The 13,567-nt window shown below is 73.0% G+C and carries 13 protein-coding genes; 4 read left to right on the top strand and 9 right to left on the bottom strand.

Annotated features, from left to right (window positions below; genetic code table 11):
• Positions 1-94: 94 nt before the first annotated feature.
• A complete protein-coding gene (gene glnA, locus ABT122_RS18235; RefSeq protein WP_351552628.1) occupies positions 95-1,504 on the bottom strand; it encodes a type I glutamate--ammonia ligase in 1,410 nt (469 codons plus the stop codon).
• Positions 1,505-1,750: 246 nt separating this feature from the next.
• Between glnA and ABT122_RS18230 the strand changes: the two genes are divergently transcribed.
• On the top strand, positions 1,751-2,218 hold the full coding sequence (locus ABT122_RS18230) for an RDD family protein (RefSeq protein ID WP_351552625.1): 468 nt from the start codon (positions 1,751-1,753) through the stop codon (positions 2,216-2,218).
• A 128-nt stretch (positions 2,219-2,346) separates the two neighbouring features.
• Here the strand turns inward: ABT122_RS18230 and ABT122_RS18225 are convergent, their stop codons facing one another.
• The 4 genes from ABT122_RS18225 to lipB form a co-directional block, all read right to left on the bottom strand.
• A complete protein-coding gene (locus tag ABT122_RS18225) occupies positions 2,347-3,057 on the bottom strand; it encodes a DUF4191 domain-containing protein (protein WP_351552622.1) in 711 nt (236 codons plus the stop codon).
• Between the two features lie 10 nt (positions 3,058-3,067).
• On the bottom strand, positions 3,068-3,313 hold the full coding sequence (locus ABT122_RS18220; protein WP_351552619.1) for an SCO2195 family GlnR-regulated protein: 246 nt from the start codon (positions 3,311-3,313) through the stop codon (positions 3,068-3,070).
• Between the two features lie 296 nt (positions 3,314-3,609).
• Complete coding sequence (locus ABT122_RS18215; RefSeq protein WP_351552616.1) at positions 3,610-4,572, bottom strand: lipoyl synthase; 963 nt, start codon at positions 4,570-4,572, stop codon at positions 3,610-3,612.
• Between the two features lie 168 nt (positions 4,573-4,740).
• Entirely contained in the window at positions 4,741-5,535 is a 795-nt protein-coding gene (lipB, locus tag ABT122_RS18210; protein WP_351552613.1) for a lipoyl(octanoyl) transferase LipB, read from the bottom strand.
• 268 nt (positions 5,536-5,803) lie between these two features.
• On the opposite strand from lipB, the gene ABT122_RS18205 reads away from it, so the two are divergent.
• Entirely contained in the window at positions 5,804-7,258 is a 1,455-nt protein-coding gene (locus ABT122_RS18205; RefSeq protein ID WP_351552610.1) for an NsdA family TPR-like regulatory protein, read from the top strand.
• A gap of 586 nt (positions 7,259-7,844) precedes the next feature.
• Here ABT122_RS18205 and ABT122_RS18200 read toward each other — a convergent pair.
• Positions 7,845-9,164: an NAD(P)/FAD-dependent oxidoreductase gene (locus ABT122_RS18200; RefSeq protein WP_351552607.1), complete on the bottom strand. Its 1,320-nt coding sequence runs from the start codon at positions 9,162-9,164 to the stop codon at positions 7,845-7,847.
• A gap of 221 nt (positions 9,165-9,385) precedes the next feature.
• The gene (locus ABT122_RS18195) at positions 9,386-10,282 is read right to left on the bottom strand and encodes a TIGR01777 family oxidoreductase (RefSeq protein ID WP_351552604.1); all 897 of its coding nucleotides are present in this window, start codon (positions 10,280-10,282) and stop codon (positions 9,386-9,388) included.
• Positions 10,283-10,325: 43 nt separating this feature from the next.
• Here ABT122_RS18195 and ABT122_RS18190 point away from each other — a divergent pair, with 43 nt between their 5' ends.
• Positions 10,326-10,817, top strand: a complete 492-nt coding sequence (locus ABT122_RS18190; RefSeq protein WP_351552601.1) for a GNAT family N-acetyltransferase — start codon at positions 10,326-10,328, stop codon at positions 10,815-10,817.
• 59 nt (positions 10,818-10,876) lie between these two features.
• Here ABT122_RS18190 and ABT122_RS18185 read toward each other — a convergent pair whose 3' ends face one another.
• Positions 10,877-11,398: a DUF4240 domain-containing protein gene (locus ABT122_RS18185; RefSeq protein WP_351552643.1), complete on the bottom strand. Its 522-nt coding sequence runs from the start codon at positions 11,396-11,398 to the stop codon at positions 10,877-10,879.
• A gap of 131 nt (positions 11,399-11,529) precedes the next feature.
• Between ABT122_RS18185 and ABT122_RS18180 the strand changes: the two genes are divergently transcribed.
• Positions 11,530-12,450, top strand: a complete 921-nt coding sequence (locus ABT122_RS18180; RefSeq protein WP_351552599.1) for an SDR family oxidoreductase — start codon at positions 11,530-11,532, stop codon at positions 12,448-12,450.
• Here ABT122_RS18180 and ABT122_RS18175 read toward each other — a convergent pair.
• Positions 12,447-13,538: a helix-turn-helix transcriptional regulator gene (locus tag ABT122_RS18175; RefSeq protein ID WP_351552596.1), complete on the bottom strand. Its 1,092-nt coding sequence runs from the start codon at positions 13,536-13,538 to the stop codon at positions 12,447-12,449. The two genes, ABT122_RS18180 and ABT122_RS18175, sit on opposite strands and share 4 nt — an antisense overlap.
• Positions 13,539-13,567: the final 29 nt, after the last annotated feature.

Here is a 13,567-nt window from a genome sequence, read left to right as displayed (position 1 = left end):
CCCGCGGCCCCCCACCCGGCCGCGGGCCCCACAGCCCCTCGGGGGCCCCCCCCCGTACCCGGGGGGCGCCCCGCCGAGGCGAAGGCGTGTCGTCCTAGATGTCGAAGTACAGCTCGAACTCGTGCGGGTGCGGCCGGAGCTGGATCGGGGCGATTTCCTGGGTGCGCTTGAAGTCGATCCAGGTCTCGATCAGGTCGGAGGTGAACACCCCGCCCGCCTGGAGGTACTCGTTGTCCGCCTCCAGGGCGTCCAGGACCGCCGGCAGGGAGGTCGGGACCTGGGGGACGCCCGCGTGCTCCTCGGGGGCCAGTTCGTAGAGGTCCTTGTCGATCGGCTCGGCGGGCTCGATCTTGTTCTTGACGCCGTCGAGGCCGGCGAGCAGCAGGGCCGAGAAGGCCAGGTACGGGTTGGACGACGGGTCCGGGGCGCGGAACTCGACGCGCTTGGCCTTGGGGTTGGAGCCCGTGATCGGGATGCGCATGGCCGCCGAGCGGTTGCGCTGGGAGTAGACCAGGTTGACCGGGGCCTCGAAGCCGGGGACCAGGCGGTGGTAGGAGTTCACCGTCGGGTTGGTGAAGGCGAGGAGCGAGGGGGCGTGCTTGAGGATGCCGCCGATGTAGTAGCGGGCGGTGTCCGACAGGCCCGCGTAACCCTGCTCGTCGTAGAAGAGCGGGACGCCGCCCTGCCAGAGCGACTGGTGGACGTGCATGCCCGAGCCGTTGTCGCCGAAGATCGGCTTCGGCATGAAGGTCGCGGTCTTGCCGTTGCGCCAGGCGACGTTCTTCACGATGTACTTGAAGAGCATCAGGTCGTCGGCGGCGGCGAGCAGCGTGTTGAACTTGTAGTTGATCTCCGCCTGGCCGGCCGTGCCCACCTCGTGGTGCTGGCGCTCGACCTGGAGGCCCTGGCGGTCCAGCTCCAGGGAGATCTCCGCGCGGAGGTCCGCGAAGTGGTCCACCGGCGGGGCGGGGAAGTAGCCGCCCTTGTAGCGGACCTTGTAGCCGCGGTTGTCCTCGACGGCGCCCGTGTTCCAGGCGCCGGCCTCGGAGTCGATGTGGTAGAAGCCCTCGTTGGCGGAGGTGCTGAAGCGCACCGAGTCGAAGACGTAGAACTCCGCCTCCGGGCCGAAGTACGCGGTGTCCGCGATGCCGGTGGAGGCGAGGTAGGTCTCCGCCTTCTTGGCGATGTTCCGCGGGTCACGGCTGTACTGCTCGCCGGTGATCGGGTCGTGGATGAAGAAGTTGATGTTGACCGTCTTGTCCCGGCGGAAGGGATCGACACGGGCCGTCGACAGGTCGGCGCGGAGCGCCATGTCGGACTCGTGGATCGCCTGGAAGCCGCGGATCGAGGAGCCGTCGAACGCCAGCTCCTCGGTCGGGTCGAACGCCGCGGCCGGGATCGTGAAGTGCTGCATCACGCCTGGCAGGTCGCAGAACCGGACATCGATGAACTTGACGTCCTCGTCGGCGATGTACTTCTTCGCGTCGTCGGCGTTCTGGAACATCCAACTCCTCCTACTCCCGTCCCGGGCGGGGCGGGGTTGCAGCTCGGTCGTGCGGCCAGTGCGGTGGCACGCGCAGGACCCGACCTTAGGCAGACGGGATTTCTCCAGCATGACCCATTTGTTTCGCACAAGTTAACCAGGGTGGTGCCCCGGGGGCGGAACGGGCCCGTGTGAGGGCATGGGCATGCCACCCCGGAAACGGGACCGGGCGGAAGACGGGAATTCCGGGCGCAGTACCGTGGACGGGTGGACAACAGGCAAGCAATCGGATCGTGGCTCTCCGGGCCCCGCGCGGCGGCCGAGGAGATGGGCGCCGACTTCGGGCACCGGGGCAAGCGGCTCGGTCTGCCCGAGGCGGGACCGGGCTCCATCGCCCCCACCGGACGGCGCTTCGGCGCCCTCTTCATCGACTGGGGGCTCTGCTTCCTGATCGCATACGGACTCCTCGCGGGCGGTGACCGCCAGGCCGCGGGGAACTGGGCGCTGGCCGTCCTGCTCGTACTGAACCTGGTCACCATCGGCACGGTCGGCTTCACCCCGGGCAAGCGGCTCCTCGGCCTGCGGGTCGTCGCGGCCGACGGCGGGCGGCTGGGGATCGGCCGGGTCGCCCTGCGGAGCGTCCTGCTCTGTCTCGCGCTCCCCGCGCTGATCTGGGACCGGGACGGGCGCGGACTGCACGACCGCCTCTCCCGCGCCGTGCAGGTGCGGGTCTAGCCCGCGGGGCGGCGCGAAAGCGGCACAGGGCCAAGAGAGCCACAGAGCCACAGAGGCCCAGTGAGGCACACAGAGAAGGGGGCTCCCGGAATCCGGGAGCCCCCTTCGTCTCGTCGTGTTCGAGCGCCTCAGCGTGCCTTCGGGCCGCCGCGCGGCATCCGCATCCCCTTGGGCATCGGCCCCTTCGGCATGGGCATGTTGCTCATCAGATCGCCCATCGCGCGCAGCCGGTCGTTCGCCACCGAGACCTGGGCGCCGTTCAGCACCCTCGGCAGCTTCAGCATCGTCGTGCGGACCTTCTTCAGCGGCACCTGGCCCTCGCCCGTGCCCACCATGATGTCGTGCACCGGGACATCGACCACGATGCGCGCCATCTTCTTCTTCTCGGCCGCCAGCAGCGTCTTGAGCCGGTTCGGGTTGCCCTCGGCCACCAGCACGATGCCGGCCCGGCCGACGGCCCGGTGCACCACGTCCTGGTTGCGGTTCATCGCCACCGCGGGGGTCGTGGACCAGCCGCGGCCGACATTCTGCAGAACGGCGGCGGCGGCTCCGGGCTGCCCCTCCATCTGACCGAAGGCGGCCTGCTCCGCGCGGCGGCCGAAGATGATCGCCATCGCGAGAAACGCCAGCAGGAAGCCGAGAATGCCCAGATAGATGGGGTAGCCGACCCAGAAGCCGATCGCGAGGAAGGCACCGAAGGTGACGATTCCCACACCCGCGATGATCAGACCGATCTTCGGGTCGGCCTTCCGGGTCATCTTGTACGTCAGAGCGATCTGCTTCAGTCGCCCCGGGTTCGCAGCAGCGTCAGCGCTGTCGGATTTTGCCTTCCTCGCCATAACGGGAAGTTTACGTGGCCTGCGAGGCGCGCCCCGACACGGCCTCCAGTACATGCTGTGCCTCGGCCCGGTCCCTGGCCCGGCGGCGGTCCTCCAGGACGGCCGTCCACGCGTTGCGCCGGGCGGTGCGCTGGCCCGCGCCGAGGAGCAGCCGCTCCATCGCGCGCAGGGCGTGGGTGAGCGACGGAATGGCGGTGGCGCGGACCGGGCGTACGGAGTCCGCCTCGCGTACCGGGTGTACTGGCACGGCCTGCATGGGCTGAGGCCCCCCTCGGGATGGGTGAACGGTGGATCGGACTGCCGCCCGCGCGGGCCGGTGCCGTGGCCGTCGGACGGGTGTGCGCGCGAGCAGGTGTGCGATACCTGACCACAGGGTTACCCGATGGTGTTACCAGCGGGTGACCGGGCGGTCAAACGCCGATGAAACCCTGACGCGAGCGGCCCGCAAGCCCCGGGAACAGTGACGCGGCCCGTACACCGCCCCTGCCTGCGGGGGAGTACGGGCCGCGGCGCCGCCCGCCACTACTGGGCGGTAGGCGCTTGTGCCTCAATTCACACAGTCTGGGCGGTGAGGCTCTGGCGCCGCTCCATCGCCTGGCCGAAGAGCCGGCCGGCCCGGTACGACGAACGGACCAGCGGACCCGACATCACACCGGAGTAGCCGATCTGCTCGGCCTCCTCCTTCAGCTCCACGAACTCGTGCGGCTTCACCCAGCGCTCGACCGGGTGGTGGCGCACCGAGGGGCGCAGATACTGGGTGATCGTGATCAGCTCGCAGCCCGCCTCGTGCAGCTGGCGCAGCGCCTCGCTGACCTCCGCGCGCTCCTCGCCCATCCCCAGGATCAGATTGGACTTGGTGACGAGCCCCGCCTCACGGGCGCGGGTGATCACTTCGAGCGAGCGGTCGTAACGGAAACCGGGGCGAATCCGCTTGAAGATCCGGGGCACGGTCTCGACATTGTGCGCGAGGACCTCCGGGCGGGACGAGAAGACCTCGGCCAGCTGCTCGGGGACCGCGTTGAAGTCCGGTATCAGCAGCTCGACCTTGGTGTGGCCGCCCTCGCGCTCCGCCGTCATCGCGTGGATCTGCCGCACGGTCTCCGCGTACAGCCACGCCCCGCCGTCCTCCAGGTCGTCGCGGGCGACGCCGGTGATGGTGGCGTAGTTCAGGTCCATGGTGACGACCGACTCGCCGACCCGGCGGGGCTCGTCCAGGTCCAGGGCCTGCGGCTTGCCCGTGTCGATCTGGCAGAAGTCACAGCGCCGGGTGCACTGGTCACCGCCGATGAGGAAGGTCGCCTCGCGGTCCTCCCAGCACTCGTAGATGTTCGGACAGCCCGCCTCCTGGCACACCGTGTGCAGCCCCTCGCTCTTCACGAGCGCCTGCATCTTGGTGTACTCGGGGCCCATCTTCGCCCGGGTCTTGATCCACTCCGGCTTGCGCTCGATGGGGGTCTGGGCGTTCCGGACCTCCAGGCGCAGCATCTTGCGTCCGTCGGGTGCGACAGCGGACACGTCGGCGCCCCTTTCTGCTATCGCGGCATTCGATTCTGCGGCGCACACCAGGGTACGCCCGTCAATTGTTCGGCTCTACGTCCGGCCAACCCCGGCTCGCCGGGGTGCATTCCCCGGCCGGGTACGGCGGGCGGTGAGGCCGGTGAGCCGCCCGGAGTCCGGGGCGCGCTACACGGCCGCGCCCACGGTCCTCGGCCGGAGATCGGCGCCCTCCAGCACCTCCCGCAGCCGCCGCTCCACCACGGGCAGCACCTCGGCGATGGTGATCTCGCGGCCCACCTCGCCCGCGAGGGACGCCACCCCCGCGTCCCGGATGCCGCACGGCACGATCCGGTCGAACCAGGTGTTGTCCGGGTTCACGTTCAGGGCGAAGCCGTGCATGGAGACGCCCTTGGCGATACGGATGCCGATGGCGGCCAGCTTGCGGTCCTCGCGGCGCTGGCCGGCGTTGGAGGGGGCGTACTCGGGGCCGTTCAGCCGGGGGTCGAACTCGTCGTCCTGGAGCCGGGGGTCGAAGTCCAGTTCGAGACCGCCGGCCGACGGGCGGTCCGCCACCGGGTCGCCCAGCACCCAGACACCGCTGCGGCCCTCGATCCTGCTGGTCTCCAGGCCGAAGTCCGCGCAGGTGCGGATCAGGGCGTCCTCCAGCCTGCGGACGTGCGCGATCACATCGACCGGGCGCGGCAGCTTCAGGATCGGGTACCCCACCAGCTGGCCCGGGCCGTGCCAGGTGATCTTGCCCCCGCGGTCCACATCGATGACCGGCGTGCCGTCCAGGGGGCGCTCGCTGTCCTCGGTGCGCCGCCCGGCCGTGTAGACCGGGGGGTGCTCCAGCAGCAGACAGGTGTCCGGGACCTCGTCGGCGAAGCGGGCGGCGTGGATCTCGCGCTGCTTCTGCCACGCCTCCTGGTACTCGACGGCTTCCCCGCCGAAGCCCAGCCGGACGAACCGCAGCTCACTCACGGCACTGCCTCCCTAGAACCCTCACTCCGCGGCGGCACTTCCCGCGCCCCAGCCACTGTACGGCGGTGGGGGCGGGCACGGCCGGGAGGGAGGGGCGCTCCCGGTGGCGGGGCCCCGGGGCGTCAGTCCCGGGCCGGTACCGGCCCTGATCCTCACACGATCGGATGAATGTGCGGCCAATGTGGCGGTGTGCAGGGCAAAGGCCGCTAAATTCGCGCCGTTCCATGAGGGCTGCGACTGGCCCGGAAGGCAGGAGACCGCACAGCTGATGACGGAACGACCCTCGCAGCGCATCCCCAACCGCCAGCTTGCCGCACTGATCCAGGAAGCCGGATTCTCCAATGCGGGCCTCGCCCGCCGAGTCGATCAGCTCGGACTTGAACACGGTCTCGACCTCCGCTACGACAAGACCTCCGTGACCCGCTGGCTGCGCGGGCAGCAGCCGCGCGGCACCACCCCGGCGCTGATCGCCGAGGTCTTCACCCGGCGGCTCGGGCGCCGGCTCTCCGCCCAGGATCTCGGGCTCGACGCCTGTGCGCCCGTCTACGCGGGCCTGGAGTTCGCCGCGACCCCCGAGGAGGCCGTGGACATCGTCAGCGGCCTCTGGCGCAAGGACTCCGGCAGCCACGCGGAGCTGCGCAAGATCGCCTTCACCCCGGCGGGTCTGGTGGTGCCCAGCCGGGACTGGCTGATCGGCCGCGCCGACGAACGGGTGGGGCGGGCGCCGGAGCAGCCCTCCGGACGGGTGCCCGCGCAGGGCGGCCCCGGGGTGCCCCGGCAGCGGGCCGTCGCCGAGCGGGGGACGGACCGGGGGCCCGGGCAGCGGGTCTCCAGCGGGGACATCGCGGCGCTGCGGTCGGTGGGGGAGCTGTTCCGCACCCTCGACCACGCCTACGGCGGGGGGCACGCCCGGCAGGCCCTGGTGCGCTATCTGGAGCACGAGGCGGAGCCGATGCTGCGCGGGTCGTACGGGGAGGTCACCGGGCGCAGGCTCTTCGCGGCGGTCGCCGATCTGACCAGGCTGGTCGGCTGGACCTCGTACGACATCGCCGCCCATGGGCTCGCCCAGCGCTACTTCGTCCAGGCGCTGCGGCTCGCGCAGGCGGCGGGGGACCGCGCGTACGGGTCCTATGTGCTGGTGACCATGGCCCGCCAGGCGGTCTACCTCGGCCACGGCCGGGAGGCGGTCCAGCTCACCCGGGTCGCCCAGCAGGGGGTGGGGCCGACCGCCCCGCCGGTGGTGCAGGCGCTGCTGCACGCGGTGGAGGCGCGCGGGCACGGCGTGCTGGGGGACGCGCGGGCGTGTACGGCGTGTCTGGTGCGGGCGGAACGGGCGCTGGGGGCGGCGCGGCCGGGGGACGAGGTGCCGTACTGGGCGAGGTTCTTCGACGAGGCGCAGATGGCGGACGAGTTCGGGCACTGCTACCGGGACCTCCAGCAGTACCGGCAGGCGGTGCAGCACGCGGAGCGCTCGCTCCAGCTGCGCCCCTCGGCGCTGGCGCGCAGCCGGCTGTTCTGCCGGGTGGTGCTGGCGTCGGCGCGGCTGGGGCTGGGGGAGCTGGATCAGGCGTGTGCGCTGGGGGCGGAGGCGGCGTTGCAGGCGGCGGAGATGAGGTCGGCGCGGGCGCTGGAGTATGTGCGGGACTTTGAGCGGAGGCTGGAGCCGTACCGCGAGGCGGCGGCGGTCCGGGGTTACCGCGACCGCGTCTCCGCGCTCGGCTGACCCCGCGCGCAGGGCCCCGCCCGGTGCGGCCCGGGTTGCGGCTTGTGCCACAGGGCCCCGCCCGGTGCGGCCCGGGTTGCGGCTTGTGCCACAGGGCCCCGCCCGGTGCGGCCCGGGTGCCCCCGTGCCGCAGGCCCCCGCACCCTGCGGGTCACGGTCGGGGGCCAGCCCCCGAACCCCCGCTCCTCAAACGCCGGAGGGGCTGGAAAACCCAGCCCGTCTGGGGGCACCTCCCAGAGGCAGCTCCGGGGCAGCTTGAGGACGGACCCTGTGCCACGGGTGGCCCGAGCAAACCCAGCCCGTCCGGCGTTTGAGGACGGACCCTGTGCCGCAGGCCCCCGCACCCCGCGGGCCACGGTCGGGGGCCAGCCCCCGAACCCCCGCTCCTCAAACGCCGGAGGGGCTGAGAGGTGCTGCCCAAACGCTGGAGGGGCTGAGGGGTGCTGGCCGAACGCCGGAGGGGGGAGGGCGGCGGCTCGACACCGGGGGCTGGAAGTGTGCCTCGGGCCGGTCGGAGGGGATGGGGTGGTGCGGGTCAGACTTCGGAGGGGATGGAAGTGTGCCTCGGGTCGGCCGGTCGGCCGTGTCAGGCCGCTGAGGGCAGTGGGTGGACCTCCCGGGGGCGGAGGGAGAAATCGTGGAGCACCGCCGTCGCCGCGCGTTGCGCGGAGAGGAGGGCTCCCTGGACCGTGCTGGTGGCACGGTGGTCCCCGCAGACGTAGAGCCCCGAGAGCACCCGCACCGGGCGGTGCACGTCGTACGGCGGCTCCATCGCCGGGACGGCGCACGGGTCGTGGTGCGCCGCCAGCAGCTCCCACTCCTCCGTCGGCACCCCGTACACCCTCCCCAACTGCCCCCGCACTTCCTCCTCCAGCCCCGCCCGAGCCGCCCCCAGCACCGTGCTCGATATCAGCACCCGCCCGCCCGGCGCCCGAGCCGCGTCCACCTCGCTCACCACGGCGGTGTGCGCCACCGGCCCCGTCCCGTCCGCGTCGAGCACCAGCGAGGCCCCCGTGGGCGGCGCCTGAGGGGCCGTGTGGTGCACCACCGTCACCGGGTGGAACCTCGGCACCCGCAGCCCCGGCAGCAGCTCCGCCGCCTCCCGCGCGCCCGTCGCCAGCACCACGGCCCGGCACGAGAGCGGGCCGTACTCCTCCGTGGTGACCCGGTTGACCGCGATGTCCCCGACCCGTACCCCGGTGCGCACCGTGCCCTCCGGCAGCGTCGCGGCCAGCCGCTCCGGCAGCGAGGCCACCCCGCCCCCGGGCAGACACAGCCGGCCCCGGGCGAACCCCCGCAGCGCCAGATCCGCGCACCGGCTGGAGGTCGTCAGCCCCGGGTCGCACAGCAGCGCCGACAGCAGCGGGCGCAGCACACCCAGCGCGGTGCGCGGCGGCAGCCCCCGGGCGAGCAGCGCCTCGGCGGCGGACCGTTCGGGGCGGGCCATCAGCCGCTCCACGGAGGTCCCCGCGAGACGCGCGAGGGAGGCGCTGAACCGGGCCTCGTCCAGCGGCCGGGGGGCGCTTGCCAGGGCGCGCGCGACGGTCAGTGCGCCCCTCGCGCTTCCGGGTTCGCCGGGCCGCCGCACGGTCTCCCCGGAGCGCTGGAGCCGCCCTCCGCTGTGCAGGAGCACCCCCGGGGCGAACGGGCGCAGCGCCACATCCCCGAGCGCCGCCACCCGCACCAGTTCGCTGTACGCGGTGGAGAGGAGCTGCCCGGACCGGTCGAGCCGGAACCCGTCCATCTCCTCGGTGGACATTCTGCCGCCCGGTCGGGGGGCGGCCTCCAGAACACTGACGCTGACTCCTGCCCTGGTCAGCCGGTGGGCCGCCGTGAGCCCGGCGATCCCGGCCCCGACGATGATGACGTCCGCATGGTCCGCAGTGTGAGCGGTGCTGATGAGCACGTGCCCCTCCCCGAGGTCGGCGCGGCGCTGCCGGGAGGGTCATGCCCCCGGCCGGCGCCCGGAAAGCGGAGTTCGCACCGAGGGTAGGGAGCGGTGGCCGGACTTCGACGCGCGCACGGAGCGGGTCACCGTTGCGCGGGGGCGCGCGCCCGCCGGTCCCGCCCGTGTGCCCCGCCCCGCCCCCGCCCGCCGCGCCCGCCCGGCGGCCCCGCGCACCCCGCTCAGGCCGGGGCGAGCGCCGCCGCGATGGCCTCGTCGATGGTCGGACAGGCGAAGACGAACCCCGACTCCAGCAGCTTCGCCGGCACCGCCCGCGTACTCCCCAGGACCTCGCTCGCCATCTCCCCGAGCGCCACCCGCAGCGCCGGGGACGGCACGGCGAAGAGGGTGGGCCGGTGCAGCGCCCGCCCCATCGCGGCGGTGACCTCGCGGTTGGTCGCCGGGTTGGGAGCCACGCAGTTGACCGGGCCGGAGAGCGACTCCGTGTCCAGGATGTGCCGCAGCGCCGCCACCTCGTCCCGCAGGGCGACAAAGCTCCAGTACTGCCGGCCGTCGCCGAGCCGGCCGCCCAGACCCGCCCTGAAGAGCGGGAACATCCGCGCCCACGCGCCGCCCTTCCGCGACACCACCAGGCCCGTACGGGCGAACGCGGTGCGGATGCCCGCCTCCTCGGCCGGTGCGGCGGCCTCCTCCCACTCCACGCCCACATTCGGCAGAAAACCGTCCCCGGGGGGCGCGCTCTCGTCCACCGTCCGGTCCCCGGTGTCGCCGTAGTACCCGATCGCGCTGCCGCTCAGGAACACGCGCGGCGGGGTGTCCAGCGCGGTGAGCGCCTCGGCCAGGGCCGCCGTCCCCAGCACCCTGCTGTCCCGGATCTCCTTGCGGTACTCATCGGTCCAGCGCCGGTCCCCGATCCCCGCCCCGGCGAGATTCACCACGGCGTCGCACCCCGCCAGTCCCGCCGTGTCCACCCACTGCCGGTGCGGGTCCCACTCCACCTCACCGATGCCGCGCGGCGCCCTGCGCACGAGGCGCACCACTTCGTGCCCGTCCGAGCGCAGTGAGCGCCCCAGAGCCGTACCGATGAGTCCGGAGGAGCCGGTGATCGCGATCCGCATGAAACCATCCTGCCCCCCGCCCACCCCATGACACAGTTGCCCCATGGACGAGTCGCACATACGCCACGGCCGCCCCGACGACGAAGCGGCCCTCGCCCGCCTGGACCGCGAGACCTGGTCGACCCTGCACGCGGTGACGGAGTGCCCGGCGCCGGACGCGCCGTTCTTCGGGGACCGCCGGGTGCCCGCCGACTATCTCGTCGCCGAGGGGCCCGACGGCGCGATCCTCGGCTACACCCGGGTCTCCCCGCCGACCCCGCTCGCCTGCAATCAGCACGTACGCCAGATCCAGGGCCTCGCGGTCGCCGGCGAGGCGCGCGGGCGCGGCATCGCCCGGGCGCTGCTCCGGGCCGCCTGCGCCGAGGCGCGCCGTCAGGGAGCGGTCCGGATCACCCTGCGGGTCCTCGGGCACAACACCCCCGCGCGGAGGCTGTACGAGTCGGAGGGCTTCGCCGTCGAAGGGGTGCTGCCGGGCGAGTTCCGGCTCGCCGGGCGGTATGTGGACGATGTCTTCATGGGGCGTGCCCTGGAGTAGGGGCGGACCGTGACGCCGCCGTCCCGCGCGGGCTCCCGCGCGCCGCGCCGCGCGGGGTCTCAGCCGCGTCCGAAGCGCTCCCACAGACGGGGGAACCGGCTCGCCGCCGCCGTCTCGTCCTCGAAGTCGAAGGGAGTGCCCAGCGGCTCCGCCGGCTGTGGAGTGATCCCCAGATCCGGTGCCACCACACCGGTGAGCTGCTCGTACGCCTCGTCCGCCGCATAGCCCAGCTCCTCTCCGTCCCCGTCGATGTCCTCGTCGAAGTCGTCGAGCAGCTCCGCGAGCGCGTCCGGGTCGTGCACCGCGCCCTCGAAGACCTCCCGGCCCTGCCCGATCAGCCAGCAGCGGAAGTAGTCGAAGACGTCATCGCTCGCCCCGTCCAGCAGTACGGCCGCCGCGCCCCACAGATCCCAGGTGTACGCGCGGTTGTAGCGGGCCTCGAAGTGGCGGGCGAAGTCCAGCACGGAGTCGGGGTCGAGCTGCATCAGCCGCTCGACCAGCAGATCGGCATGGTCCTCGGGATCGCCCTCGGCGGCCTCGCGGGTGGTGTCCACGATCTCCCAGAACTCCGTCTCGTCCATCACGGGTCCAGCATCGTGGCTGGAGGGTGGCCGCGCACGCGGAGCCGCCGAATTGCCGGTTCCCGGGCCGGAAGAGAGTGTCGCGGGAATGCCGGACAGAAGATGTCGGGTATCCGTGCGACGGTCGTTTCATGACGACAGCACAGACCCCCCTCGCGGGGACGGTGGCCCTGGTCGCGGGCGCCACCCGGGGCGCGGGCCGCGCCATCGCCGTCCAGCTCGGCGCCCTCGGCGCGACCGTGTACGTCACGGGACGCACCACCCGTGCCCAGGTCAGCGAGATGAAGCGGGCGACGGAGACGATCGAGGAGACCGCCGAGCTGGTCGACGCGGCGGGCGGCCGGGGCATCGCCGTGCGCACCGACCATCTGGACGCCGGACAGGTGCGGGAGCTGGTGGCGCGGGTCGACCGCGACCACGGGCGGCTCGACATCCTGGTGAACGACGTCTGGGGCGGAAACCAGTACCTCGATTTCGACACCCGGATGTGGGACGTCGATCTCGACCGCGGACTGCGGATGATCGACCTCGGCACCAGAAGCCACATCATCACCAGCAGCATCGCCCTTCCCCTGCTGGTCCGCCGGAGCGGCGGACTGGTCGTCGAGGTCACCGACGGCACCGCCAGGACCAACCGGGACTTCCGGGAGAACTTCTACTACGACCTCGCCAAGAACACCCCGATCCGCGTCGCGTATCTCCTCGGCGAGGAGCTGAAGGGCGTCGGTGGCACCGCGGTCGCGGTCACCCCGGGGTTCATCCGCTCCGAGGAGATGCTCGACGCCTTCGGCCTCACCGAGGAGAACTGGCGCGACGGGACCGGCGAGCACCCGCACTGGGCGCTCTCCGAGTCCCCCGGCTATCTGGGCCGGGGGGTCGCCGCGCTCGCCGCCGACCCCGGGCGGCACCGCTGGAACGGGCAGTCCCTGGACAGCGGGCAGCTCGCCCGGGAGTACGGGCTCACGGACACCGACGGCAGCCGGCCCGACGTCTGGGGGTACATCCTCGCGGAGAAGGCCGGGGGGAGCCCTTCCCTGGAGGAGTACCGCTAGGCCCCGGGCGCGGCGGGGGAGACAGGCGCGTCCGGGGCGTCCGGGGCGTCCGGGGCGCGGTCGTGGTCGTTGTCGTCGCGGTCGCGGTCGCGGTCGCGGTCGCGGTCGTCGCCGTCGCCGTCGCCGTAGAGGAGCGCCGTGCGCTCCGCCGCCCGGGCGAACCGCTCCCGCAGCTCCGGCGGCGCCAGCACCTCCAGCTCGGGCCCCAGCGCCAGCAACTGCTCGAACGCCACATCGTGGGACTCCACCGGCAGCGTCACCGTCAGGCGCCCCGAGGCGTCCGGGGCGCCCGCCTCCGCCAGCGCGCGGCGGGTCGCCACCCGGTCCGTGAGATACGGCAGCCTGCGCGCGCCCTCCTCCGTCACCCGGACCAGCGCCTCCGACCGGAGCAGGGACCGCGCGAACTGCGCCGCCCGCTCCTCCCAGAAGCCCGGCAGATCGAACTCCTCGTCCCGCTCGAACGGCTCGTCCGGCTCGGCCGAGGAGAAGCGGTCCAGCCGGTACACCCGGTGGCCGCCGCCCGAACGGGCGCACAGATACCAGACCCCCGCCTTCAGCACGAGCCCGTACGGCTCCAGCTCCAGCTCGCGCCCCGCGTCCGCGTGCCGGCCCCGGTAGACCGCCCGGAGCCGGCGGTCCTCCCACACCGCCTCCGCGACCGGCGCCAGCAGCGGCGGGGTCTCCGGTTCCTGGTACCAGCCGGGGGCGTCCAGATGGAAGCGCTGCGCCGCGCTGCGCGGGGCGTCGCTGAGCGAGGGCAGCAGCGCCGCCGAGACCTTCAGCCGGGCGGCGGAGGCCGCGTCCTCCAGGCCCATCTCCCGGAGCGCGCCCGGCAGCCCCGAGAGGAAGAGGGCCTCGGCCTCGCTGCGGCCCAGGCCCGTCAGCCGGGTGCGGTAGCCGCCGATCAGCCGGTACCCCCCGGTCCTGCCCCGGTCCGCGTAGACCGGCACCCCGGCCTCCGAGAGGGCCAGCGCGTCCCGGGTCACGGTCCGCTCCGAGACCTCCAGCTCCCGGGCGAGCTCGGCCCCGGTCATGGAGGGCCGGGCCTGGAGGAGGAGCACCATCTTGATCAGCCGGGCAGCGCGCATGCCTCCATCATGACCGCCCCCGGGGAGCG

It is taken from the genome of Streptomyces sp. NPDC001985, from assembly GCF_040296845.1.
Classification (GTDB): Bacteria; Actinomycetota; Actinomycetes; order Streptomycetales; family Streptomycetaceae; genus Streptomyces.
This window is presented reverse-complemented; position numbering and strand designations above follow the sequence as displayed.